This is a genomic window from Polymorphospora rubra (assembly GCF_018324255.1).
In the GTDB taxonomy this organism is placed as follows: domain Bacteria; phylum Actinomycetota; class Actinomycetes; order Mycobacteriales; family Micromonosporaceae; genus Polymorphospora; species Polymorphospora rubra.
Map to the genome: position 1 here is coordinate 1251788 of NZ_AP023359.1, position 21485 is coordinate 1273272.

The 21485-nt window shown below is 70.0% G+C and carries 31 protein-coding genes; 30 read left to right on the forward strand and 1 reads right to left on the reverse strand.

The window, feature by feature from the left end; genetic code table 11:
• The first annotated feature begins 5 nt into the window (after nucleotides 1-5).
• The 27 genes from Prubr_RS05595 (at nucleotide 6) to Prubr_RS05725 (ending at nucleotide 16766) form a co-directional block, all read left to right on the forward strand.
• Complete coding sequence (locus tag Prubr_RS05595) at nucleotides 6-851, forward strand: DNA adenine methylase (RefSeq protein ID WP_212822286.1); 846 nt, start codon at nucleotides 6-8, stop codon at nucleotides 849-851.
• A gap of 9 nt (nucleotides 852-860) precedes the next feature.
• Nucleotides 861-1964 (forward strand): F0F1 ATP synthase subunit B family protein, encoded by a 1104-nt coding sequence (locus tag Prubr_RS05600; RefSeq protein ID WP_212822288.1) that lies wholly within the window; start codon nucleotides 861-863, stop codon nucleotides 1962-1964.
• Nucleotides 1965-1967: 3 nt separating this feature from the next.
• Nucleotides 1968-2237, forward strand: coding sequence for a hypothetical protein (locus Prubr_RS05605; protein WP_212822290.1), 270 nt, complete (start codon nucleotides 1968-1970; stop codon nucleotides 2235-2237).
• Nucleotides 2234-2422 carry a hypothetical protein gene (locus tag Prubr_RS05610; protein ID WP_212822292.1) on the forward strand — a complete coding sequence of 63 codons (189 nt, stop codon included), beginning with the start codon at nucleotides 2234-2236 and terminating at the stop codon, nucleotides 2420-2422. Before Prubr_RS05605 ends, Prubr_RS05610 begins: the two co-directional genes overlap by 4 nt.
• 8 nt (nucleotides 2423-2430) lie before the next feature.
• Nucleotides 2431-3174 carry a hypothetical protein gene (locus Prubr_RS05615; protein ID WP_212822294.1) on the forward strand — a complete coding sequence of 248 codons (744 nt, stop codon included), beginning with the start codon at nucleotides 2431-2433 and terminating at the stop codon, nucleotides 3172-3174.
• A 45-nt stretch (nucleotides 3175-3219) separates the two neighbouring features.
• Nucleotides 3220-3525 (forward strand): hypothetical protein, encoded by a 306-nt coding sequence (locus Prubr_RS05620; protein ID WP_212822295.1) that lies wholly within the window; start codon nucleotides 3220-3222, stop codon nucleotides 3523-3525.
• Nucleotides 3526-3601: 76 nt separating this feature from the next.
• Nucleotides 3602-3775 carry a hypothetical protein gene (locus Prubr_RS05625; protein ID WP_212822296.1) on the forward strand — a complete coding sequence of 58 codons (174 nt, stop codon included), beginning with the start codon at nucleotides 3602-3604 and terminating at the stop codon, nucleotides 3773-3775.
• Nucleotides 3776-3811: 36 nt separating this feature from the next.
• The gene (locus Prubr_RS05630; protein ID WP_212822297.1) at nucleotides 3812-4021 is read left to right on the forward strand and encodes a hypothetical protein; all 210 of its coding nucleotides are present in this window, start codon (nucleotides 3812-3814) and stop codon (nucleotides 4019-4021) included.
• Nucleotides 4022-4124: 103 nt separating this feature from the next.
• Nucleotides 4125-4718 carry a recombinase family protein gene (locus Prubr_RS05635; RefSeq protein ID WP_281425881.1) on the forward strand — a complete coding sequence of 198 codons (594 nt, stop codon included), beginning with the start codon at nucleotides 4125-4127 and terminating at the stop codon, nucleotides 4716-4718.
• A gap of 164 nt (nucleotides 4719-4882) precedes the next feature.
• Nucleotides 4883-5149, forward strand: a complete 267-nt coding sequence (locus tag Prubr_RS05640) for a chaperone modulator CbpM (protein WP_212822298.1) — start codon at nucleotides 4883-4885, stop codon at nucleotides 5147-5149.
• Nucleotides 5150-5337: 188 nt separating this feature from the next.
• A complete protein-coding gene (locus tag Prubr_RS05645) occupies nucleotides 5338-5817 on the forward strand; it encodes a helix-turn-helix domain-containing protein (protein WP_212822299.1) in 480 nt (159 codons plus the stop codon).
• Nucleotides 5817-7112, forward strand: a complete 1296-nt coding sequence (locus Prubr_RS05650; RefSeq protein WP_212822300.1) for a PBSX family phage terminase large subunit — start codon at nucleotides 5817-5819, stop codon at nucleotides 7110-7112. Before Prubr_RS05645 ends, Prubr_RS05650 begins: the two co-directional genes overlap by 1 nt.
• 39 nt (nucleotides 7113-7151) lie before the next feature.
• Entirely contained in the window at nucleotides 7152-8723 is a 1572-nt protein-coding gene (locus Prubr_RS05655) for a phage portal protein (protein WP_212822301.1), read from the forward strand.
• A gap of 3 nt (nucleotides 8724-8726) precedes the next feature.
• A complete protein-coding gene (locus Prubr_RS05660; protein WP_212822302.1) occupies nucleotides 8727-9863 on the forward strand; it encodes a phage minor capsid protein in 1137 nt (378 codons plus the stop codon).
• A gap of 85 nt (nucleotides 9864-9948) precedes the next feature.
• Complete coding sequence (locus tag Prubr_RS05665; RefSeq protein ID WP_212822303.1) at nucleotides 9949-10641, forward strand: hypothetical protein; 693 nt, start codon at nucleotides 9949-9951, stop codon at nucleotides 10639-10641.
• Between the two features lie 26 nt (nucleotides 10642-10667).
• Nucleotides 10668-11543, forward strand: coding sequence for a N4-gp56 family major capsid protein (locus tag Prubr_RS05670; RefSeq protein WP_212822304.1), 876 nt, complete (start codon nucleotides 10668-10670; stop codon nucleotides 11541-11543).
• Entirely contained in the window at nucleotides 11543-11809 is a 267-nt protein-coding gene (locus Prubr_RS05675) for a hypothetical protein (RefSeq protein WP_212822305.1), read from the forward strand. The genes Prubr_RS05670 and Prubr_RS05675 overlap by 1 nt, the downstream gene beginning before the upstream one ends.
• 3 nt (nucleotides 11810-11812) lie before the next feature.
• The gene (locus Prubr_RS05680) at nucleotides 11813-12028 is read left to right on the forward strand and encodes a hypothetical protein (RefSeq protein WP_212822306.1); all 216 of its coding nucleotides are present in this window, start codon (nucleotides 11813-11815) and stop codon (nucleotides 12026-12028) included.
• Between the two features lie 53 nt (nucleotides 12029-12081).
• Nucleotides 12082-12243, forward strand: a complete 162-nt coding sequence (locus Prubr_RS05685; protein WP_212822307.1) for a hypothetical protein — start codon at nucleotides 12082-12084, stop codon at nucleotides 12241-12243.
• A gap of 2 nt (nucleotides 12244-12245) precedes the next feature.
• Nucleotides 12246-13430 carry a hypothetical protein gene (locus Prubr_RS05690; RefSeq protein ID WP_212822308.1) on the forward strand — a complete coding sequence of 395 codons (1185 nt, stop codon included), beginning with the start codon at nucleotides 12246-12248 and terminating at the stop codon, nucleotides 13428-13430.
• Between the two features lie 10 nt (nucleotides 13431-13440).
• Entirely contained in the window at nucleotides 13441-14067 is a 627-nt protein-coding gene (locus Prubr_RS05695; RefSeq protein WP_212822309.1) for a hypothetical protein, read from the forward strand.
• Nucleotides 14068-14092: 25 nt separating this feature from the next.
• The gene (locus tag Prubr_RS05700; RefSeq protein ID WP_212822310.1) at nucleotides 14093-14434 is read left to right on the forward strand and encodes a hypothetical protein; all 342 of its coding nucleotides are present in this window, start codon (nucleotides 14093-14095) and stop codon (nucleotides 14432-14434) included.
• A 9-nt stretch (nucleotides 14435-14443) separates the two neighbouring features.
• Nucleotides 14444-14791 (forward strand): minor capsid protein, encoded by a 348-nt coding sequence (locus tag Prubr_RS05705; RefSeq protein ID WP_212822311.1) that lies wholly within the window; start codon nucleotides 14444-14446, stop codon nucleotides 14789-14791.
• On the forward strand, nucleotides 14791-15228 hold the full coding sequence (locus Prubr_RS05710; protein ID WP_212822312.1) for a minor capsid protein: 438 nt from the start codon (nucleotides 14791-14793) through the stop codon (nucleotides 15226-15228). Before Prubr_RS05705 ends, Prubr_RS05710 begins: the two co-directional genes overlap by 1 nt.
• A 16-nt stretch (nucleotides 15229-15244) precedes the next feature.
• Nucleotides 15245-16015: an IPT/TIG domain-containing protein gene (locus Prubr_RS05715; RefSeq protein ID WP_212822313.1), complete on the forward strand. Its 771-nt coding sequence runs from the start codon at nucleotides 15245-15247 to the stop codon at nucleotides 16013-16015.
• Nucleotides 16015-16572: a DUF7426 family protein gene (locus Prubr_RS05720; protein WP_212822314.1), complete on the forward strand. Its 558-nt coding sequence runs from the start codon at nucleotides 16015-16017 to the stop codon at nucleotides 16570-16572. Before Prubr_RS05715 ends, Prubr_RS05720 begins: the two co-directional genes overlap by 1 nt.
• Complete coding sequence (locus Prubr_RS05725) at nucleotides 16569-16766, forward strand: hypothetical protein (protein WP_212822315.1); 198 nt, start codon at nucleotides 16569-16571, stop codon at nucleotides 16764-16766. The genes Prubr_RS05720 and Prubr_RS05725 overlap by 4 nt, the downstream gene beginning before the upstream one ends.
• Here Prubr_RS05725 and Prubr_RS05730 read toward each other — a convergent pair.
• On the reverse strand, nucleotides 16752-17180 hold the full coding sequence (locus tag Prubr_RS05730) for a hypothetical protein (RefSeq protein WP_212822316.1): 429 nt from the start codon (nucleotides 17178-17180) through the stop codon (nucleotides 16752-16754). The genes Prubr_RS05725 and Prubr_RS05730 overlap by 15 nt on opposite strands.
• Before the next feature lie 159 nt (nucleotides 17181-17339).
• Here Prubr_RS05730 and Prubr_RS05735 point away from each other — a divergent pair, with 159 nt between their 5' ends.
• The 3 genes from Prubr_RS05735 to Prubr_RS05745 all read left to right on the forward strand — a co-directional run bounded on the left by Prubr_RS05735 (nucleotide 17340) and on the right by Prubr_RS05745 (nucleotide 21484).
• Nucleotides 17340-18161, forward strand: a complete 822-nt coding sequence (locus Prubr_RS05735) for a phage tail tape measure protein (RefSeq protein WP_212822317.1) — start codon at nucleotides 17340-17342, stop codon at nucleotides 18159-18161.
• Between the two features lie 89 nt (nucleotides 18162-18250).
• Nucleotides 18251-19300: a hypothetical protein gene (locus Prubr_RS05740; protein ID WP_212822318.1), complete on the forward strand. Its 1050-nt coding sequence runs from the start codon at nucleotides 18251-18253 to the stop codon at nucleotides 19298-19300.
• Nucleotides 19301-19309: 9 nt separating this feature from the next.
• Nucleotides 19310-21484, forward strand: coding sequence for a hypothetical protein (locus Prubr_RS05745; protein ID WP_212822319.1), 2175 nt, complete (start codon nucleotides 19310-19312; stop codon nucleotides 21482-21484).
• The last annotated feature ends 1 nt before the right edge of the window (nucleotide 21485 follow it).

Below are 21485 nucleotides of genomic sequence, written 5' to 3' on the forward strand. Positions count from 1 at the left end.
CACCGGTGAAGCCACCCTTCGCCTACTTCGGCGGCAAGACCAACCTCGCCGAACGCATCGTCACCCTGCTGCCAGCCCACAAGCACTACGTCGAGCCCTACTGCGGATCGCTCGCGGTCCTGCTTGCCAAGCAGCCGGCCAAGATGGAGACGGTCAACGACCTCGACCACGAGTTGATCACCTGGTGGCGGATCCTCCGCGACCGCCCCGACGACCTGGCCCGTGTCTGCGCGCTCACCCCGCACTCCCGCACCGAGTACGTTGCCGCCCGGCACCGCCGCCTCGATGACGAACTTGAGGTAGCTCGCCGGGTCTGGGTGATGCTCAGCCAGGGCCGCGGCCTGACCCTCCGCCCTGGCAAGACCGGCTGGAAGCACTATGTCTTCCCGTTCGGGTCGTCGCTCGGCATGCCCGGCTACCTCGAGGCCTACGTCGACCGGATCGCCGCCGCGGCGGACCGGCTCAGCATGGTGTCGCTGGAGTGCCTGCCGGCACTCGACCTGATCCGGAAGTACGGCAAGGAGCCGGACGTCCTGCTCTACGTCGACCCGCCGTACCTCGGCACCACCCGCGACCACCGGAACAACTACCGGCATGAGATGAAGAGCGAGGCCGACCACCGCGCACTCGCCGAGGTGCTACTCGAGGCCCGCGCCGCGGTCGTCCTCTCCGGCTACGCGTCCGACCTGTACGACCGCGACCTGTACGCCGGCTGGGACCGCCACACCCTCTCTGCGTTCACCGGCAACAGCTCCGGCGACCGCAGCCGTACCGAAGTCCTCTGGTCCAACCGTCCGCTCGGTACGCAGTCCGCCCTGTTCGACCTCGCCACCGCACCCGCCCACCTCTGAGGAGCAGCCATGACCCAGCCCACCACCGCCGAGACCGGCCACTGCCACCACGGCATCTCGCTCGACGAGGAATGCAAGCCCTGCCTCATCGAGACCTACGGCACCGCCGACGAGCAGCCCGAAATCCGACGCGGCCAGTACGACATCGCCCGCCAGCCCCGCCCCTTCACCTTCACCCGCGACGGAAACTTCACCCTCACCAACGCCGTCCACCAGGCGCTCGGCGCCGCATCCGCCTGCTGGACCAACCTCCGGCTCGCCGGCCAGTTCGACAGCCATCGCGCCCAAGAGATCAGCGCAACCCTCCTCGCCGAGATCGAAGCCGAGATGCACCACGCCCGGGCCGAAGCCAACCAACTCCGCGACCAGCTCGCCAGCCAGCGCACCGCCCTCGCCGACGCCATCGAACAGGCCGCCAACGAGCAGCGAGCCGACGCGATCCGCGTCCTCGGTTCCGGCCCGGCCCGCGCGCAGGTGACCTCCGCCGCCGAGGCGCTGCTCGAGCACATCGACACCATGACCGCCCGCTGCATGACCCTGCTGCCGCGCGATGTGGGAGAGACGCTGGAGGCGCGGGCCGCGACTCTGGCATCGGCGCTGCGACAGTTGGCCGGCCCGGCCCGCGCGCAGGACGGGGTGCTCGCCGAGATCGCCGCCGAACGCGCCCGTCAGGACGCGAAGTGGGGCGAGCAGAACCACCCCGACGGCACCGGACCGAACATCGTCTGGGCATTCACCGGCCCGGCCGCGTACGTCGCCGAGACCGCACGCGCCGAGTGCGACCGCCTTCACGCCGAAGGGCACGGCACCTGGCGCGACATCCTCACCGAGGAGGTTGCCGAGGCGTACGCGACCGACAGCCCGGCCGCGCTCCGTGCTGAGCTGGTCCAGGTCGCCGCGGTGGTGGTGGCGTGGGTGGAGGCGATCGACCGGCGTACGGCCGGCCAGGAGCCGCCCCAGCCGCAGCAGCCGGACGCCGTCCAGCGCGCCTACGCCGACCCCAGCAGCGTCACCCCCCGCCGCGACGGCGAAACCCTGACCCAGCACACCGCCCGCGCCGTCATGGCCGTGTTCGACGGCAAGGCACCGCAGCAGCTCGCCGGGGAGGGCTGACCGATGCAGGGACAGATGGAACTCTTCGCCACCGACACCCCGCAGGCCACGCCGGCCCCGCCCGTCCGCACCTGGGCCGACGTCCGAACCGGCGAGCGGGTCACCTACAACGTGCCCGGCTCGCCCTGGTGCGGCATCTGGACCGTCCGCCGCATTGAGCGCCACCCGCACGCCGGGTACGCCCTGATCGTCACCCTGGTCGACGACGACGGCCGGACCTGGGTGTCGGTACCGCACCGAGATGCCGACGCCGATGTGGACGTCACCGCGTGATTCGCCGCCTGGTCCTGGCCGTCTCCATCGCCCTGGTGGTGGGGACGGCCGCCACCCTCGCCTTCGCAGCCGCGGCCGACGCCTGGACCGGCGACGGAGCCGCCGTCCTCGTCGCCCTGGTCGCCGTCCTGCTCGGCAACACCGCCATCCACCTCGCACTCCCCCGCCGCCGTACCGACCGCTGAGGACCGCCGTGACCACCCTGCACCCGCACCAGCTCGCCGCCGCCGCCTGGGCCTGGCACCTCGGCCACGCCCTCGCCCACCTCGAGCAGCTCGCCGCCGAAGCCCAACGCCTCGACGCCCACGCCCGCCTCGAGTACCTCACGCGCGCCCCAGACGGCCTCCAGGGCTGGCGACCGGTTATTGGCCGAAGCGGAGGAGGACACGGCGATCCTGTCGGCTCTACGGCCCTCCTGGACGGTCCCGCCACCCGCCCGCCGCTGCCCGCAGCGATCCGCTGGACCACCCTCGCCAGCAACGCGCACGAGATGCTCCGCTGGCTCGCCGCCCGGCTCGGCCTCCCGCGCGGAGGCGCGCCCCTCGAGGCGCTCACCGCTGCCATCCCGGCCATGCGCTCGTCGACGGCCGCCGAGCTGGCGAAGTGGCTGCGCGAACGGGACGGCATCGTGCGGGCGAAGACCGGGCGGCCCGCGGACTGGCTGGGCATGCCGTACGGCGCGCCGTGCCCAGCCTGCGCCGGCCGGTCGCTGCGCCGCGCGCTCACCGACGACCGGGGCGGGGTGGTGCTGTGCCAGGAGCTGTGCGTCTGTGCTGGTGCCGGGTGTGGGTGCGGGATGCCGCAGCGGGGGTGGGGTGGCCGCATGCGTGGGAGTGGGGCGCGGTTGTGGTCGGGCTGCCCAGGGCGGGGCAGGAAAGCGGTTTCCGGTAGATTGCCCAGGATTGCCCCCTCCTCAGGCTTGTTATCATTCAGATAACCTGTTATCGTATAGATAACAGCAAGACGGAGACAGGGAGCCGAGATGGACACCACCGCCACCGCCAAGATCGCAGGCACTCAGATCGAGAAGGCCTGGTTCGCCATCTCCGCCACCTACGGCCGACTCACCACCCCCGGCGAGCTCATCCACATCAGCGAGATCCGCGCCCAGATCGCCCACCGCTTCGACCAGGCCACCATCGACGCCGCCCTCCTCTGGATGCACCGCGAGATCGAAGACGTCTGGATCGTCCCGCAGAGCTACCGCCGCTGGGCCATGACCGAGGAGCAGCGCGACGGGGCGGTGGTCATCGGGGACCAGCACAAGGAGCTGATCTCGATCGGCTGAGAGACCACGGGGCCGGCCGGGTGGCCGGCCCCGCAACAACCTGGGAAACCGCTTTCCCGACCACGGAGGACCCGTGATGGACATCGAGCCCTACGACGTCATCGACGGCGAGATCGTCGACAACACCTGCGAATCCTGCGACCAGCCCGGCACGCTCATGATCGATCCGTACATGGAGGACGTGTACGGCGAGACGATCATGGTTGTCCTCTGCCCGGAGCACGAGCAGGCCCGGGTCGACGACATCTGACCGCCCCCACACCCTTATCCAAGGGATAATCCCGCCATGACCGCCACCGACAAGACCACCGCCCTCGAGCAGCTCGCCGCCGCCCACCAAGCCGAGCAGGACGCAGCCCGCGCCACCATCGCCGCCGTCGCCCAGGCCGTCAACGCCGGCGCCACCTGGGCCGAGATCGGCGAGCAGGTCGACCAGGCCGGCCCGAACGCACACCGGAAGTACGCCAAGCTGCTGCGGGTCGAACCTGCCGCGTAGCCGTCCGGGAAACGACCGTTTGCCGAACAGCCCAGCACGATTACGACGGGATGCCCTCGATCAGGGGGCATCCCGTTCGGTATCTCGCGTCGAAAACGGGTGTGTGCCGAAACTGGCTCTAGACCGTTTTCGGGACTACGATCGGGCCATGGCTCTCATCGGCTACGCCCGCGTCTCCACCACCGACCAGCGGCACGCCCTCCAGACCGACGCCCTCACCACCGCCGGCTGCACCCGCACCTTCACCGACACCGCCAGCGGCAAACTTGACGAACGCCCCGGCCTCGCCCAGGTGCTCGACTACCTCCGCGCCGGAGACACCCTCGTTGTCTGGCGCCTTGACCGCCTCGGCCGATCCGTCCAGCACCTCACCACCACGGTTGCCGGCCTCGCTGAGCGGGGCATCGAGTTCCGCTCGCTGACCGAGGGCATCGACACCTCGACCGCCGCAGGGAAGCTGATCTTTCACATCTTCGCCAGCCTGGCTGAGTTCGAGCGCAGCTTGATCGTGGAGCGGACCCGGGCCGGTCTCGACGCCGCTGCCGCGCGCGGCCGGAAGGGCGGACGCCCGCCCAAGATGACCCCGGAGCGGATCGCCGCCGCGAAGGCCCTGATGGCGAACGGGAAGAACGCTACCGAGACTGCTCGGATCCTGGGCGTAGGTCGGACGACCCTGTACAACCACCTCGGAGACTGAGCCCATCTGCCACGCCCGCCAGGTAGCCGCCCTGGCGGGTCGTCAGCTCCAGCTCGCCTGGGTCGGCGACGATCCGGCGCAGGATTTCCGCTGCCTCAGCAGCCGTCTCCGGTGTCACCCCGTCCATGGCGTCCATGCAGGTCAGTGTGCAGTACCGTGGCAGCGTGATCTACCTGAGCGGGGTTCAGTACGCCGAGACCGCCCGAGAGGCATGCCAGAACTGGCCGGACGTCACACCTGACCGGGTCCGCGACTGGGTACGCCGCTCCGCCAAGGTCGGCGACCCGCTGTACGGCGTCATCACCCCCCACCGCTACCGAGGCCGCACCTACCTGCCCGTCCACCAGGTCGCCGCCGCCGAGAAAGCCACCCGGATGACACGCCACGCCGGCGGACGGCGCCGAGTTGACATCCTGGCCGCCATAGCCTGATCCTGTGCATCACACACCTCTGCTGTAGGCGGGGTGTGCCCGCAGCCCGGTTGAGCCCAGTGCTCCCGGGCTGTTGCCGTTGGTGGACGGCACGGTGGTGAAACAGCGCGGCCGGGAACGGACGGCCCGGCCGCGCCCACCCCAACCCCCCCTGCGACCTGGCGAGGTGACCGCCGTGTGAGGTGACCATGGCCCCCTTCACCGACCGCGAGCGGGAACTCGTTGCCCAACTCCACGGCGAGGGCAAAGGCCGCAACGCCATCAGCCGCGAGACCAGCATCCACCAGAAGCGCGTCTCGGCCATCGCCGCCGAGCTTGGGCTCAGCTTCGCCCGCGGCGGCGCCCGCACCGCCGTCGCCACCGAAGCCCGCAAGGCTGACGCCGCCGCCCGCCGCGCCGCCATCGAGGACCAGGCCCTCGCCGCCGCCGAGAAGCTTCTCGGCCAGATGTTCGCCAAGGCCAAGGTCTACAACTTCGGCGGCAAGGAGAACGACTACAACGAGCGCGAGCACCCGGAGCCGCCGTTCGCCGACAAACGAGCCATCGCCTCCTCGGTGCAGGCGCTGATGGCGACCGCACTGCGGATCGCAGAGCACGACCGGGCCGACGCGACCACCTCCGGTGTGGACGCCTGGCTGGAGCACATGACCGAGGACGGCGACGACTGATGATCAAGCCGCTCACGGGGAAGGCGAAGCAGTCGGTCAAGCTGGCGACGGCCCGGTTCAACGTCTGGGAAGGCGCGGTCCGGTCCTCCAAGACCGTCGCATCGATTTTCCGGTGGATGCAGTACGCCCGGACCGGCCCAGGCGGAAACCTCGCCATGATCGGCAAAACCGAACGGTCGCTCAAGCGGAACGTCATCGACCCAATCATCGAACTCGTCGGGTCGAAACGCTGCCGCTACCTCGCAGGCTCCGGCGAACTGCACCTGTTCGGCCGCCGGATCTACACCGCCGGAGCCAACGACGCCCGCGCCATCGAGAAGATCCAGGGCCTCACCCTGGCCGGCGCCTACGGCGACGAGATTGCGACCTGGCCGGAACCGTTCTGGGACATGCTCGGCACCCGGCTCAGCGTGCCTGGCGCGCAGTTCTTCGGCACCTGCAACCCCGCCGGCCCCGTCCACTGGCTCAAACGCTGGCTCGACCAGTCCTCACTGTGGCTCACCCACGAGGGCAGCATCTCCACCGGCCACGCCGACGAACCTGTCGACCTGCACCGGTTCTCGTTCATCCTCGACGACAACCCCCACCTGGACCCGGCCTTCGTCGAGTCGTTGAAACGCCAGTACGTCGGCCTGTTCTTCAAGCGGTACATCCAGGGCCTCTGGGTACCCGCTGAAGGCGCGATCTTCGACATGTGGGACGAGAACCGGCACGTCGCCAAGATGCTGCCGACCATCACCCGCTGGATCTCGCTCGGCATCGACCACGGCACCCGGAACCCGTTCCACGCCGTCGTCCTCGGCCTGGGCGTCGACCGTCGGCTCCACATCACCCGCGAGTGGCGGTGGGACTCGGCGAAGCAGCGCCGGCAACTCTCCGACGCCGAGTACTCGCGTGAAGTCCGGCAGTGGCTGACCACCGTGCCAGTCCCCGGCACCGACACCACCGGCGTTATGCCGGAGTACACGATTGTCGACCCGTCAGCGACCGGCTTCCGGGTGCAACTGCACCAGGATGGGCTCCCGTCGAAGCTCGCCGACAACGAGGTGCTACCCGGCATCCGCACCATGTCCAGCCTGCTGGCCCTGGGGCTGATCGACGTGCACGAGTCGTGCCGCGACCTGCTCCTTGAGATCCCCGGCTACTGCTGGGACGACAAGGCTGCCGAGCGGGACGGAACCGACCAGCCGATCAAGCTGGCCGACCACGGCATCGACGCCAGTCGGTACGCAACGCACACCACCCGCTCGATCTGGCGCTCGGCGCTGCGCTCGAGCATCCACGACGCCGCCTGAGAGGGGGCATCTGCTGTGCCGCTGCCCACCTCACCAGACATGGCCTGGCCGCCGAAGTCCCTGGCCCCGGTGTACGCCAAGCTCGACGAGTGGACCGCCTGGTACTCCGGTGAACTGACCCGGCTGACCAGGGTCTACCAGGGCGTCGACCTGGCCCGGCCGCACAACCGACCATCCCAGTACCGCGGTGGTCTCGTCGGCTGGGTGGCCCGTAGGTTCTGGGGCGAGCCGACCCCGGAGGGCGAGCACCGGGCGAAGCTGCACGTGCCGCTGGCCTCCGACATCGCCCAGACCAGCGCGCGACTGCTGTTCTCCGAGCCCCCAACCCTCACGGCCTCCAACAAGGAGACCCAGAAGCGACTGGACGAACTGGTCGACGATGGCGCTCACGCCACCTTCCTTGCCGCCGCCGAGACCGGCGCTGCGAAGGGCGGGGTCTACCTGCGCGTCGTCTGGGACAACGCCGTCCGCCCCCGGCCATGGCTGGCCCGGGTCGACGCCACCGCCGCCGTACCGGAATGGCGCTGGGACGTACTGTGGGCAGTCACCTTCTGGCAGGTCCTGGAGAACGACGGCAACCGGGTGCTGCGGCACCTGGAGCGGCACGAGCGCGGCGTCATCCTTCACGGTGTGTACGAGGGCACCCCCGACCACCTTGGCCGCCGGGTCGATTTCGGCGCACACCCGGACGTGTCCTGGCTGGTCGACGTTGCCCCCACCGGCGCCATTTCGACTGGCCTGCCGGACCGGCTCACCGCCGTCTACATCCCGAACGTCACCCCGTCGCGGATCTGGACCGACCTGCCGGCGGCGGCGAACCTCGGCCGGAGCGACTACGACGGCGTGGAGCCGCTGTTCGACGCCCTCGACGAGACGTGGACCAGCCTGATGCGGGACCTCAGGCTGGCCCGCGCCCGCCTCGTTGTCCCCGAGGAATACCTGACGTCGCTCGGCCCCGGCAACGGCGCCTACTTCAACACCGCCCAGGAACTGTTCACCCCCATCAAGACCATGGCGGACGACAGCGCCGGCCTGAACATCGAGCTGATCCAGCCGCTGATCCGGGTCGAAGAGCACCTGCGGATGTCGGCGGAGCAGGCCCGCCTCATCGTCGAAACCGCCGGCTACGCCGCGCAGAGCTTCGGCATGGCGGACGGCGCCGCGGTCACGGCCACCGAGGTCAACGCCCGTGAGCGCGAGTCGTTCATCGGCCGCGACGCCAAGATGCTGCACATGAGGCCGAAAACGGCCGAGATCATCGAGACGCTTCTCATGGTCGATGCGGTGCTCTTCGGCTCCGGGGTGACTCCGGAGGCGCCGCAGGTCGACTTCGGCGACACCGTCTCCCAGGACCCTGAGAGCGTGGCTCGCACTCTCCAGCTGCTGGAGGCTGCGGCCGCGATCTCCACCTGGATGAAGGTGAAGACGCTTCACCCGGACTGGTCGGACCCCGAGATCCAGGAGGAGGTCGACCGGATCAAGGGTGACGCTCCGCCGGTTGTGGACGTCGGGAGCAGTCTCGACGCACTGGCCGGCAACAACCCGCCCGGCGCAGAGGAGCCCGAAGAGGACGGCGTCAACGCAGAGGCGGACGACCAGGCTGAGGAGTAGCCCGTGACGCCGGAGCAGGTCGACGCCGTCAGCCGCAGTACGGTCGACCTTTACCGCGCCGCCGAACTGGCCATTCTGCGGCTCATCACTTCGTACCTGAGCCGGGGTATCGACAGCCCGACCTGGGCAGAGGAGCGGTACGCCGCCCTGCGGTCGCTGCGCGAGGCTGCCGAGGCAATCCTCACCCAGGTTGCCGCCGACAGCGTGGGCACAATGACCGGCGCGGTGGCGAAGGCGTACCGGACTGGGCACGGGGCTGCGCTGACCGATCTGCCAGAGGACGCCGCGGTTCGGCTCGCAGCCCAGCAGGCGGCCGTCGCCGTGGTCACTCGGACCGCTGCTGTGGAGAGCCTGGCGTCAGCGCTGGTCGCCGACGTCGGCGCCCGCCACAGCAACGTCCTGCGCCACGTGACCGACGTCTACCGGGGCGTCATCCAGCAGGCAGCCGCGGTCAGCATCGCGGGCGGACAGACCCGCAGGCAGGCCAGCCAGTTTGCCTTCCAGAGGTTCGTCGACCAGGGCGTCACGAGCTTCACCGACTCGATCGGCCGGCGCTGGCGGCTGTCCACGTATGCAGAGATGGGCGTGCGGACCGTCACCCAGAGAGCGGCGGTGCAAGGCCAGACGGACCGGCTTCAGTCCCTCGGGCTGGACCTGGTCCAGATCAGCGACAGCCCGCGCGAGTGCCCGCGGTGTGAACCCTGGGAGGGAAAGATCCTCTCGATCTCCGGGCGCCTACGCGGGCGCGTGCAGGTCCAGTCTGCCGTCTCCAACGAGATGGTCTGGATCTATGTGGCGGGCAGTCTCGCCGAGGCCCGCGCTGCCGGGCTGTTCCATCCGAACTGCACGCATTCGGCCAGGAGCTACCTGCCCGGCGTCACTCGACGACCGGCCCGCCCGACTCCCAACCCGGCCGGCTACGAGGCCAAGCAGCGTCAGAGGGAGATCGAGCGGCAGATCCGAAAGTGGAAGGAGCGCGAAGAGTCCGCGCTCGACCCGGCCGCTGCGGCGACCGCCCGGACAAAGGTCCGCCAGTGGCAGAAGGCCATGCGTGACCACCTGACCGCCAACCCCGAGCTGAAGCGGCTGCCGTATCGAGAGCAGATCGGCGCTGGATCCGTGCCATCCCGTACCTCCTGACACCCCCGACTCCCGGCCAGGCGCCGGGGCAGCACCACCCCCATGGTCGGCCAGGCGCCGGCCCGTCACCCTGGAGAGCGTCAGCGTGGAAACCAGCACCGGCGAGAGCACCCAGACCCAGACCGCCCCGGAGCAGCAGCAGGCGGGCACCGGGCAGCAGCAGACCAGCCAGCAGGCCGGACAGGAGCCGACCGGCGAACGGGTCGAGGACTTGCCCCCGTGGGCGCAGAAGGCGCTCCGGGACGCCCGCACGGACGCAGGGAAGGCCCGGACTGAGGCGAAGGCGCAGGCCGCCACCGAAGCCGCCGAGCAGGCCCGTAACGAGCTGGCCCAAAAGATCGGCAAAGCACTCGGCCTCGTCAAGGACGGCGACACCGAGCAGCCCGACCCCGCGCAGCTCACCCAGCAGCTCACCAAGATGGCCGACACCAACCGCGACCTCGCCGTCGAACTGGCCATCTGGAAGAGCGCGAAGAAGGCCGGCGCGAACCCGCAGGCACTCACCGACAGCCGCTCCTTCATGGCAACGGCGTCCAAGCTCGACCCGACCGCCGACGACTTCTCTGCGAAGCTCCGCGACGCGGTGAAGAAGGCGATCGACGACAACCCCCAGTACCGCGAGGCAGGCCAGGCGCCGGCACGCAGCGGAGGCGAGTTCACCGGCGGGCCCGGTGGCGATGCCGTCACCCCGGAGCAGTTCAAGCGCATGAGCGCCGCTCAGCGTAACGACCTGTTCCAGAAGGACCCCGCCCTGTACCGCAAGCTCGCGGGCCGGTAGCCCGCCTCACTGATCCAGGAGCCCCAGTGGCACTCACCGACTCACCGAAGCTGTTCGTTCCCGAGGTCTGGGAGGACATGGCCCAGGCCGAGTTCCTTGGCCGCGTCATCGTCGCCAACGCCGCCATGTCCGACGACACCCTCGTCGGCAACCCGGGCGACACGGTCGACTTCCCGAAGTGGGACGCGCTCTCCGAACTGGCCGACCTCACCGAGGGCGTCGCGATGGTCCCCGAGGCACTGACCCAGTCCACCTCCAAGGCCACCATCAAGGAAGCCGGCAAGGCCGTCGAGATCACCGACAAGGCGATGCTGACCGGCCTCGGTGACCCCCAGCAGGAAGCCATCCGGCAGTTCGGGATCCTCGCCGCGCGGAAGGTCGACACCGACCTCATCGCCGCCGCGACCGCGACCGTCACCGACGGCATCACCCGCCCGAACGGCGACGTGGTCGGCAACTCGGCGCCCCTGACCCACACCCTCTCGACCGGGCAGACCGCCCTTACCTGGGACCACATCGTCGACGCCACCGCCAAGTTCGGCGACGACTTCGAGTTGGACGACGTCTACGGCATGTTCATCCGGTCGGACGCCAAGGCCGCGATCATGAAGAACGACGACTTCATTCAGGCGGCACAGACCCAGTCCGGCAACGACATCGTCCGCCGCGGCTTCATCGGCCAGGTCGGCGGCCTCAACATCTACGTCACCGACCGGCTCGCGGCCCGCACCTCGCTCATCGTCAAGCGAAACTCGCTTGGTGTGCTGTGGAAGCGGCGCCCGATCGTCGAGCAGGACCGGGACATCCTCAAGCGGACCAACGTCGTGACGACGAACCTGCACTACGCGGTGAAGCGCCTGAACGACAAGGGCGTGCTGGTGCTGACCACGGCGGCGTCCTGATGGGCATCGGGATGCTCCGCCGCCACCACCCGGATCCGGCGGAGCAGAATGGCCCGCCTCTCGTCGGCGAGCAGGGGCCGGAACTGGTCGACCTGGGCCAGGGTGCGGTGGTCCAGCTGTCCACCGGGTTGGAGCCGCCGGCCGGAAACGCGTCGCAGGAGACCTGGGCGGACTGGGTCATCGCCAACGTCGAGGGCGTCGACGAGGCCGAGGTACGGGCGATGAAGCGCGACGAGCTGCGCGAGAAGTACGGCCCGAAGGAGTAGGTCATGCCGACTCGTATCTCCACGGCCGCGCGCAACGCGGCGGCTGACGGCATCGTGGACCTGGTCGACGGCGGGTCTGGGCCGGGTGTGATCCGGGTGTATACCGGGTCGCAGCCGGCCGGCCCCGGGTCGGCGCCGACGGGCACGCTGCTGGCCCAGTTCACGCTGTCCGATCCTGCGTTCGGGACGCGGCGGTCGGGGTGGCCACGCTGGACGTGACCCCGGTGCCGACTGCGACGGCCTCGGCTGATGGGACCGCCGGATGGTTTCGCGTGCTCGACAGCACCGAGGCGGCCGGGTCCGGTCTGGGCGTCTTCGACGGCGCCGTCACGGCCACCGGTGGCGGCGGGCAGCTCACCCTGTCCACCGTCTCCATCACGACGGGGCTCACAGTGGAGATCACCAGCGGTAGCCTGACGATGCCGGCGAGCTGACCGTGGCCTCTGTCGCAGCGTCGTCAGGGGTAGAGGTAGCGAGCAGCGCCAAGGGCACGACCAGCACCAGCGTGGCGTACGTCGGCGTTGCCGCCGACCGGACCGGGGTGCTCTACGCGACGGTCAAGCCAGACACAGCCGCCTGGGGCAGCGTCGCCGGGTGGACGCAGGTCGTCGACACCCCTGGCGGTGCCGCTGAGGCGGTCGCCAGCGACACCGGGCCGACCCGGCTCGGTGTCTGGATACGGGAGTTGGACGGGTCGGAGACCGGCTCGGTGACGGTGACCGCGACTGGTGCGGACTGCATGGTCGCTGCGATGGACGCGGTCACGTCGGCGGTGCTGCCGCTGGACCTCGAGGTGGTCGTCGGCTCCGACAGCGTGCACGGCTCGGCGTACTCGGCGACCGCCGGGGCATGGACGTCGCCGCTCGAGGCCGGCGACCTGCTGCTGATCGCCCGGTCGTCGGACTCGGACGGTGTGGGCGCCAAGTCGGCGCCGGCCCTGGCTCAGTCCGGAGCGACGTTCGACACGATCGCCTACAACAACAACCGCCTGAACTCGTCGAACTCGGACTGCTGCGTAGCCACCTGGTCAACGACGGTTCTGACGGGCACTGCGGATCCGCCGACGTTCGCCCACGCGCTGGCGAGCCAGTCCTGCGGGGCCCTGGCCATCGTGCGCCTGCGGGAGCCGTCGACCATCCCCACCGGTGTTCTGGCCGCCGTGCTGCCCGCTGCGGCAGCGGAGGCGACCGGGGCGGTGTCCGGCGCCGGGGTGCTGGCTGCTGGCCTGCCTGCGGCGGTGGCGGCCGGGGCCGGGGTGGTCACCGCTGGCGGTGCGCTCGAGGTGAGCCTGCCGGCGGTGACCGCCGCAGCATCGGGGGCGGTCGGGACCGACGGCGCGCTGGCGGCGTCGCTGCCGGCTGTGGTGGCTGCTCTGGCCGGCGCGGGGGCCGTCCGGGGTGCCCTGGCCGGTGCTCTGCCTGCGGCGACCGCGCAGGCGACCGGTGGCGTGCTTGCCGCGGGCGACCTGGCCGCTGTGTTGCCGGCTGCCGTCGTGGCCCTCGCGGGCACTGCGGAGGCGCCCGGACTGGAGCCCGGCACGCTGACCGCCTCCGGGCGGCCGCCCGCCGTGCTCGCCGCGGGCGGCACCACATCCACCCTGACCAGCGACGGACGACCGTGAGGAGGAGATCGTGGCGTACGACGAGGGCGACTGGCGGATCCCGACGCTCACGGTCACGCCGGCGGACGGGACGACGCAGGCCGCGCTGGTCGTGGAGGCGCCGGACGGCACCCGTACGGCGCTGACCCCGACCGGCGGCAGCGGCTCGTGGGAGGGGCCAGCGTACGAGCTGACCTCACCCGGCGAGTGGATCGAGGACTGGACCGTCACCGGCACCGGTGCGGGCCGGCAGCGGACATCGGTGCTGGTGGCCCCGGTCTCGGGACCGGTCGGGGCCCGGGTCTACGCGACCACGGCTGACCTGGCCAGGTGGCTGCACGCTGCACCGCCGGCCGGCGCGCGGCGCGCGCTCCAGGCCGCCTCCCGGCGGGTCGACGAGATGCTGCTGACCGCGCTCTACCCCACCGATGCCACCGGCCTACCGACCACGCCAGCGCACATTGCCGCCCTGCGGGACGCAACGTGCGCGCAGGCGGAGTACGCCCGGGCCAGCGGAGACGCCACGTCGGTCGGCGCGACGACGAAGCCGTCGAGCTTCACGCTCGGCCGGCTGTCGGTCCAGCAGGCTGGCACCTCGAGCAGCTCGGGGCGGCCTGGTCGCCGCGGGCGTGGGCCATTCTCCAGGCGGCCGGGCTGACCGGCCACGCGCCCTGGAGCTGCTGATGACCTGGGACGAGTTCCTCGCTGCCTGCATCCCGCAGCCGGCGTCCATCCTGGTGGAGGCGTACGAGGGCAGCGGCGCGTACGGGGACGTCTACGGGCCGGCAACCACTGTCGACGGCTGCGTGGTGGAGGACACCCGCCGCCTTGTGCGCGTCCAGACTCAGGACGCTGCCGGCGCCGAGCAGGTCTCCCAGACCACGGTGGCAGCCCCGCCCGGCACGGTTGCTCCGCCCGGATCCCGGGTCACCGTCCGAGGCCGCACAACCCGCGTCCTCGTCGCGTCCTGGCTGGACGCGCACGGCCATGACCTGCCGGAGCACTGGGAACTGGCCCTCGAGTAGGAGGTGACCATGACGGACATCGAGTGGGACGGGGCCCGGGTCCTGGCCCGTATCCGAGCGGCCACGATGGCCGGCCTCGAGGTCGGCGCGGAACACCTCCTCCAGGTCTCTAGTTCGCTGGCGCCGCATGAGGAGGGCGACCTGGAGCGGTCCGGCGAGGTCAGCAAGGACGAGGACGGGCTGGTTGTGGCCGTCAGCTTTGATCGTCCGTACGCCGCCCGGCAGCACGAGGACATGACCTACCGGCACGACGCCGGCAGGAAGGCGAAGTTCCTCGAAGAGCCGATGCACGGCGAGAAGCCGACGGTCCTGGCCCTGATCCACCAGCGGGCACGCCGCGAGCTGGGCGAGACCTGATGGGCTGGACCACTGACCTTCTCGAGGGCTGCGCCGAGCACCTTGCTGCGGCCTCCGTCGGCCTCTGGCTCCCCAACGGCGTCTACGGGCCGGACGACATCGGCATCGTCATCCGCGACGTACCGCAGACCCCGAACAGGCTCATCACCCTGGCCAACTACCCCGTTGGTACCGACCTCCCCGGGATGGCAGACCACATCTCCGCCATCCAAATTCGGATCAGGGCCGGTCGCGACCCGCGCGAGTGCGACGACCTGGCCGACGACGTCTTCGACGCGCTCGACTCCGCGATGGGCCTGCGCTGGCGCGGCATCCCGATCAAGCAGATCTGGCGGCAGAGCTACACCTCCCTCGGCAAGGACGGCAACGGCCGCTGGGAACGCAGCGAGAACTACTACATCGACTCGATGCGCCCGACGGCGCACCGTACCGACTGACCACGAGGAGAACGTCATGGCGACGACCCCAACCGACCGCGTGACCTCCCTCGCGCGGTCCCACCTGCTCGACATCGACACCGCCACCTACCCCGCCGTGCACTACCAGAACGCCATCGGCATGGTGGACCTCAAGCTGATCGAAGAGCCGCGCGTTGAGGACGACGAGACGTACTCCGACGCCGGAGCGATGCGCGAGACGAACACCGGCTACTCGTGGCGCATCGAGGCCACCCTGGCCTACTCAACGAACCTCGCCGGCACGGCGATCGAGGCCCTCCACGCGTTCCTGCGCGCCAAGTTCAAGGGCCACCGGTCAGGCCGTATCGAGAACAATGAGTTCGGCATCCGCTTCTACGACGAGACAGGCATCGACAGCGGCCACGACCACGAGGGCCGCTGCTATGTCAAGTCGTGGACGATGCCGGGCGGCAAGGGTGGCAACCGCATCGCCATCGTGCTCCAGGGGCAGGGGCCTCTGGTCGACATTCCCAACCCCGCGGCGACGCTGACCCCGACCGTGACCGGCCTGACCCCGGCCACCGGCGACGACGCTGGCGGCAACCTGGTCAGCATCTACGGCCAGCACTTCACCCTCAACGGGCAGCCGGCGGTCGAAGAGGTCGACTTCGGCGCGAATGCCGCCGACGACTTCATTGTCGTCTCCGACTCGCTCGTGATCGCCACTGCGCCGGCTGGCACTGCTGGCACCGTCGCCGTGCGCGTCACTACGTCTGTCGGGCAGTCTGCGGACACGGCGGCCGACAACTACGTCTACACCGCCTGATGGGTCTCAACCTCGACGGGTACGACAAGTACGTCGATCCCACCCTTACCCTCACCGTCCGGGCCAGGGATGGCGTCGAGCGCACGTACGTCATCCCCGAGCCGTCCGCCGAACTGGGCCTCTGGTGCCAAACCGTTGCGTCGGTGTACGGACAGATCACAGAGTCGTCCACGCCAGATCAGGTCAAAGCGGCTGTCGCGTCACTGAACAACATGCCGGAGCTGGAGACCGGCCTGACCGTTGCCCAGCGGGTCATGGGCTCTGCATTTGACGCGATGCTGGCTGACGGGGTGTCGCACCCACGGATCGAGCACTGCGCCAGCACCGTCTTCGCCTGGATTGTCCGTGGCGAGAAGGCCGCCATCCGCGCCTGGCGGATGGGTGGTGGCTCGGGGGAAGCGCCGGGCCCGGGGAACCGGGCCGAGCGGAGAGCAGCGGAGAAGACTGGTGGGCGCAGTACGGTCGCGGCCGACGCGACCCCGAAAGCGGCCTCTACCAGCGATATGAGGTCCCCGAGGAAGTCCTCCAGGAGCAGGAAACGCAAGAGCGCGGCGTGACCTGGGAGGCGATCCTCGCCAAGTGGCCGCTGCTTGAGGCGGACATGCACGAGGTGTACGGGGTGGATCTCGAGGACCGGGGCCTGCTCCGGTCTCGGTCGTGGCGGTGGTGGAAGGTGCGGGTGCAGGGCCTGCTGGCCGCTGACACCCGCCTCCACCGGGCACTCAGCCCACGACCGTCAAGCGGGGCATGACCTGCCCTCGTTGACCTCCCAGGCAACCTCACCCTCATCCAGCCCGGTCTGCGCCCGACCCAACGTTCCGATCGCAAACCTTCCGCTGGCCAGACGGTTGGCGACGCTCTCCGTACCACCGGATGCGCAGTCGATCCACACCCAGTAGCCGCCCTCTGCCGACTGCTTGCCGCGAATGTCGTCGAACACGGCTCGCAGTCCTTTGGTCGACTCGACCTCGATGGTGATGTGCCCGTTGTCGGTTTGCTCGACGACGGTGTACGCCGGCACCTCTGCTGCTGCGGATGGCCGCGAGCCGGCTGGCACCTGGTCGTCATCGTCTCCGCCGGAGACGAGTGCGCCGATGATGCCGATTACGCAGCAGAGCGCGAGCACCACCGCCACCACGAGCAGCGTGATGAGCAGCGGCGACATGCGGCGACGTGGCGGGGGCGGCGGGACGGGCCGGTACGGCGGCTGCTGCGGGTGCATTCGGTGACCTCTCTGCGCTGGTGATGGACCGGCGCACCGTACTAACCGCGACGAGCCGATCACGGCGTCGTGTCCTCGATCCGACACGCAGGAGGTGATCAGGTGTCGCTGCATCTCGGCACGCTCAACACCCAGATCACCGCCGACAGCACCCAGTTCGAGCGTGGCCTCGACCAGTCAGAGTCTCGCTTCGAGCGGTTCGGCGGCCGACTGAAGGCCGGTGCCGCGATCGTGGGCGCCGCAGTCGGCGCCGTACTCGCATCGTCCATCGGCCAGGCGCTGGAGCTGGACAAGGCGCAGACGCTGCTGACCGCGCAACTCGGCGACCCGGTTGAGGCGAAGCGGCTCGGCGACATCGCCGGCCGCGTCTACGGCCGCGGTTTCACCGAGAACGCCGGCGAGGCCATGCAGGCTGCCCGGGCCGTAATGCAGTCCGGGCTTCTGCCGCCCAACGCCGACGCCGCCACGATCGAGGACCTGACGGTCAAGGCGCAAGGGCTGGCAACCGTCTTTGGTCAGGACGTAACGCAGGCCACGAGGGCGGCCGGGCAGATGGTTAAGACCGGGCTGGCCAAGGACGCCGGCGAGGCCATGGACCTCATCACCCGCGGCTTCCAGGTCACGGGTGACCAGGCCGGCGACCTGCTCGACAGCTTCAGCGAGTACGGCACCCAGTTCCGCAAATTGGGCCTGTCCGGCGCCGATGCCATGGGGCTGATGAACCAGGGTGTCAAGGCCGGCGCCCGCGACCTCGACACCGTCGCTGATGCCCTGAAGGAATTCTCGATCCGGGCCATCGACGGGTCGAAGGCCACGGCCGAGGCCTTCCAGGCGTTGGGGATGGACGCCGAGGGGATGGCGATCGATCTTGCCTCGGGGGCGAAACGGCGAAGGCCGCGTTCGGCCTGGTCCTCGCCGAGCTGAAGGCGATCGAGGACCCGGTCAAGAGGAACACGGTCGCGGTTGGCCTCTTCGGGACCAAGGCCGAGGATCTTGGCGACGCGCTGTGGTCGATGGATCTCGACACGGCCGCTGAGTCGCTGGGCAAGGTCGGCGGGGCGGCCGACGAGATGGGCAAGACCCTGGAGCAGAGCGCCAGCCAGCGGGTGCAGGCGTTCAAGAACCAGGCGATACAGCAGCTCACTGCCCTCGGTGGCGGCATCATCGGCATCGTCCAGGGCGTTGCCGACAACCCGTCGGTCAAGGACTTCATGGGCTCCGCCCGCCGCGCGCTCGACGAGAAGGTGATGCCGGCGCTGAGGGCGTTCGGTGGCTGGATCCAGGACAAGGTGATGCCGGTCCTGGAGAAGGTTCGCGCCGACTACCTCGAGAAACTGCGCGGCGCGTTCAACGATCTACAGACCAAGATCGATGAGAACCGTGAGGAACTGACGACCTTCGGAAACGCGATCAAGACCGTGGCCGAGTGGATCGTCGAGAACGTGATTCCGGTCCTGTACGACCTGTACACGGAGTATCTCGTCGGCCTGATCGACGGCATCGGCAAGGTGGTCTCCGCCATCGCCTGGTGGGTCAACCACTTCCGCATGCTGCGTGACGGCGCAGGCGCCGCGATCGGCTGGGTCGGAGACAAGATCGACTGGGTCGTCGACAAGGTGACGGGCTGGAAGGGGCGGATCTCGTCAGCCAGCCGGGGCATGTGGGATGGCGTGTCCAACTCGTTCAAGGGCGCGCTCAACTGGGTGATCGGCAAGTGGAACGGACTGTCGTTCAAGATCCCCTCAGTGTCGATTCCCGGCCTCGGCTCCTTCGGTGGCGGACAGCTGTCGATGCCGCGAATCCCGTACCTGGCCAAGGGCGGCCACATCATCGAGGACGGCCTGGCCGTGGTCGGCGACGCCGGCCCGGAGCTGGTGCGGCTGGGCCGGGGCGCCAGCGTGCACCCGCTGAGTCATGCCGAGCGCAATGCCCTGGGCGGCGCCGGCGGCACGGTCAGCCTCCGCGGCGAGTTCGTCGTACGCGGCTCCGACCTGGTGCTGGTGATCCGTGACGAGGTGCAGGTCAGGTCTGGCGGCGACGTGCAGGCCGCTCTGGGGACGTAGGAGGGGCGCGTGGCGTACACCGACGGCAACGTGCTCGGCGTCCGGATTCGTGCTGCGTTCGGGGCGGCGATCGGCACGCCGTCGGAGACATGGCCGTGGGTCGACATCACCCCGTACTGGCATGTTCCGCACGATGTGCAGCTCACCTGGGGTAGCTCGAGTGGGGCGTCGAAGGTGGAGACGGCGCGGCTCGGGCTGAGTTTGAAAAACACAGACCGCCGATTCACGCCGTTTCACCCGCTCAGCCCGTACTGGCCGCACGTCCTGGAGTGGACGCCGCTCACCTACGACGTCGACCTGGGCGACGGCTGGCTCAACAAGTTCTCGGGCTTCGTCAAGGACTGGTCGGTGACCTGGCCCGGGGCGTCGGCGCTCATGGCCGTCACACGTATCCAGGCGGTCGGGATCCTTGGCCGTCGGGAGCGGGGTCGGCCGCCGCAGCGGTCGGCGCTGCGGCGCGCCATCCCGGTTTCGGCACCGGCCGCGTACTGGCCGGCCGAGGACGGTGGCGACGCCGACCACGCTGCCTCCGCGATCGCGGATCACCCGTCGATCACCACGGCGGGCGTATCTCAGTTCGCTGCGGTGTCGGTCGCCACGCCCGGTGGCAACGCCGGGGCCGGGACGCTGCCACTGCCGGACCTGTCCGCCGGTGGCCGACTGGTGGCGACCATCCCCGCCCCGGTCACCGCAGCCTGCACCGCTGCCAGCCAGTACAGCCTTCAGTTCGTCGCCACGGTCGCGGCCGGCTCGTTCACCGGCGATCTGACGCTGGTGGAGTGGCTCACGCCGGGCGGCACCCATGTGCGCTGGGCGCTGATCTTCACCATGAGCGGATCGGTGCTCAACTGGGCACTGAAGGCGTACAACGCTGCCGGCACCGAGACGCACGTCAACGGTGGTGCCGGGCAGGCTTTCGGCGCCTGGCGCATCACCGCCACCCAGGCCGGCGGCAACATCTCGGTTCGCATGTACTTCGCCTCCAACTTCGCCAGCTCGGCAACGGTGGCAGGCACGCTGGCCGGGCCGGCGAGGATCACGGCAAACGCGTCCGGCACAACGGCAACGGAGGCGCTGCCGTTCGGGCATCTGACCGTCTGGCCGGACGCCGATCCCACGCTGCCTCAGCAGGGTGACGTGGTCGACTCGTATGGCCAGTCGGTGAGGGCGCCGGACGTGCTGCCGTGGCAGTACGAGGCGGCCCACCTGCGCCTCGCTCGCCTGTGTGCGGAGGAGGGCGTCTCGTTCGCGGCGCCGACGGTGGCGGCTGAGGACGTGGTCCGGATGGGGCCGCAGCCCGCCGGGACGGTCGCAGAGCTGCTGTTGCAGTGTGCGGAGTCCGACCAGGGTCTCGTGTACGAGGACGGCTGGGGCCTGGGGTACCTGCCCCGCCCGGACCGGTACAACGCCCCGGTCGCGCTCACGATCGCGGCTGCGGAGAGGCAGCTTGGCGGGGACCTGGCCCCGGCGACGGACGACCCGAACCGCCGCAACATCTGGACGGTGTCGCGGCACGGTGGTTCGTCGGCGCAGGCTCGTGACGAGGACCTGGTCACGCTCCAGGGCGAGATCGAGGGCCAAACCACCGTCCACCACGTTGGCGACGGCGCCCTCGAGGACCATGCCGCCTGGTGGCTGCGCCGGCACTCGGCGCAGGAGATGCGCTGGCCGTCGCTGGCCATCAACCTGCACGTGGCCAGGGAGCTGGCCGCTGACTGGTGTGCGGTCCGGCCCGGGTCACGGGTGCAGGTGACCGATCCGCCGGCGCAGGCGCCGCCCGGCGTCATCGACCAGCTGGTGGTGGGCGCAACCGAGACCTGGTCGGGTCGGCGGAAGTGGAAGGCGGTACTGAACCTCCAGCCGGCCAGCCCGTGGCTGGTGGCGGAGCTGGACGGGGCCCAGGACCAGCGGATCGCCACCGATGACGGTCTGCTCGCCGCCAACGTCGACCAGGCGGCCATGGTGCTGTGGCTGTCGGCACCGGAGGGGTGGACGACCCTGGACGGCGACCACCCTCTCGACCTGCGACTCGGGGGCGAGCAGGTGCGGATCGCCCAGACGCGGGCGTCGCTTGAGGATCGGTTCGCCCGCTACGCCGCCTCCGGCTGGGGCACGGCGGACACCGGCCAGACCTGGGCCACGGTGGGCGGCAGCAGCAGCGACTACGGGGTGGAGGGCGGCTGAC

Excerpts from the sequence above, each read along its gene's own strand:
- Prubr_RS05700 (WP_212822310.1), top strand. The coding sequence starts at position 14,093 with ATGACCTGGGACGAGTTCCTCGCTGCCTGCATCCCGCAGCCGGCGTCC.
- Prubr_RS05630 (WP_212822297.1), top strand. The coding sequence starts at position 3,812 with ATGACCGCCACCGACAAGACCACCGCCCTCGAGCAGCTCGCCGCCGCC.
- Prubr_RS05730 (WP_212822316.1), bottom strand. The coding sequence starts at position 17,180 with ATGTCGCCGCTGCTCATCACGCTGCTCGTGGTGGCGGTGGTGCTCGCG.
- Prubr_RS05720 (WP_212822314.1), top strand. The coding sequence starts at position 16,015 with ATGGGTCTCAACCTCGACGGGTACGACAAGTACGTCGATCCCACCCTT.
- Prubr_RS05655 (WP_212822301.1), top strand. The coding sequence starts at position 7,152 with ATGGCCTGGCCGCCGAAGTCCCTGGCCCCGGTGTACGCCAAGCTCGAC.
- Prubr_RS05675 (WP_212822305.1), top strand. The coding sequence starts at position 11,543 with ATGGGCATCGGGATGCTCCGCCGCCACCACCCGGATCCGGCGGAGCAG.
- Prubr_RS05645 (WP_212822299.1), top strand. The coding sequence starts at position 5,338 with ATGGCCCCCTTCACCGACCGCGAGCGGGAACTCGTTGCCCAACTCCAC.
- Prubr_RS05625 (WP_212822296.1), top strand. The coding sequence starts at position 3,602 with ATGGACATCGAGCCCTACGACGTCATCGACGGCGAGATCGTCGACAAC.
- Prubr_RS05620 (WP_212822295.1), top strand. The coding sequence starts at position 3,220 with ATGGACACCACCGCCACCGCCAAGATCGCAGGCACTCAGATCGAGAAG.
- Prubr_RS05605 (WP_212822290.1), top strand. The coding sequence starts at position 1,968 with ATGCAGGGACAGATGGAACTCTTCGCCACCGACACCCCGCAGGCCACG.
- Prubr_RS05650 (WP_212822300.1), top strand. The coding sequence starts at position 5,817 with ATGATCAAGCCGCTCACGGGGAAGGCGAAGCAGTCGGTCAAGCTGGCG.
- Prubr_RS05600 (WP_212822288.1), top strand. The coding sequence starts at position 861 with ATGACCCAGCCCACCACCGCCGAGACCGGCCACTGCCACCACGGCATC.
- Prubr_RS05705 (WP_212822311.1), top strand. The coding sequence starts at position 14,444 with ATGACGGACATCGAGTGGGACGGGGCCCGGGTCCTGGCCCGTATCCGA.
- Prubr_RS05710 (WP_212822312.1), top strand. The coding sequence starts at position 14,791 with ATGGGCTGGACCACTGACCTTCTCGAGGGCTGCGCCGAGCACCTTGCT.
- Prubr_RS05715 (WP_212822313.1), top strand. The coding sequence starts at position 15,245 with ATGGCGACGACCCCAACCGACCGCGTGACCTCCCTCGCGCGGTCCCAC.
- Prubr_RS05740 (WP_212822318.1), top strand. The coding sequence starts at position 18,251 with ATGGATCTCGACACGGCCGCTGAGTCGCTGGGCAAGGTCGGCGGGGCG.
- Prubr_RS05680 (WP_212822306.1), top strand. The coding sequence starts at position 11,813 with ATGCCGACTCGTATCTCCACGGCCGCGCGCAACGCGGCGGCTGACGGC.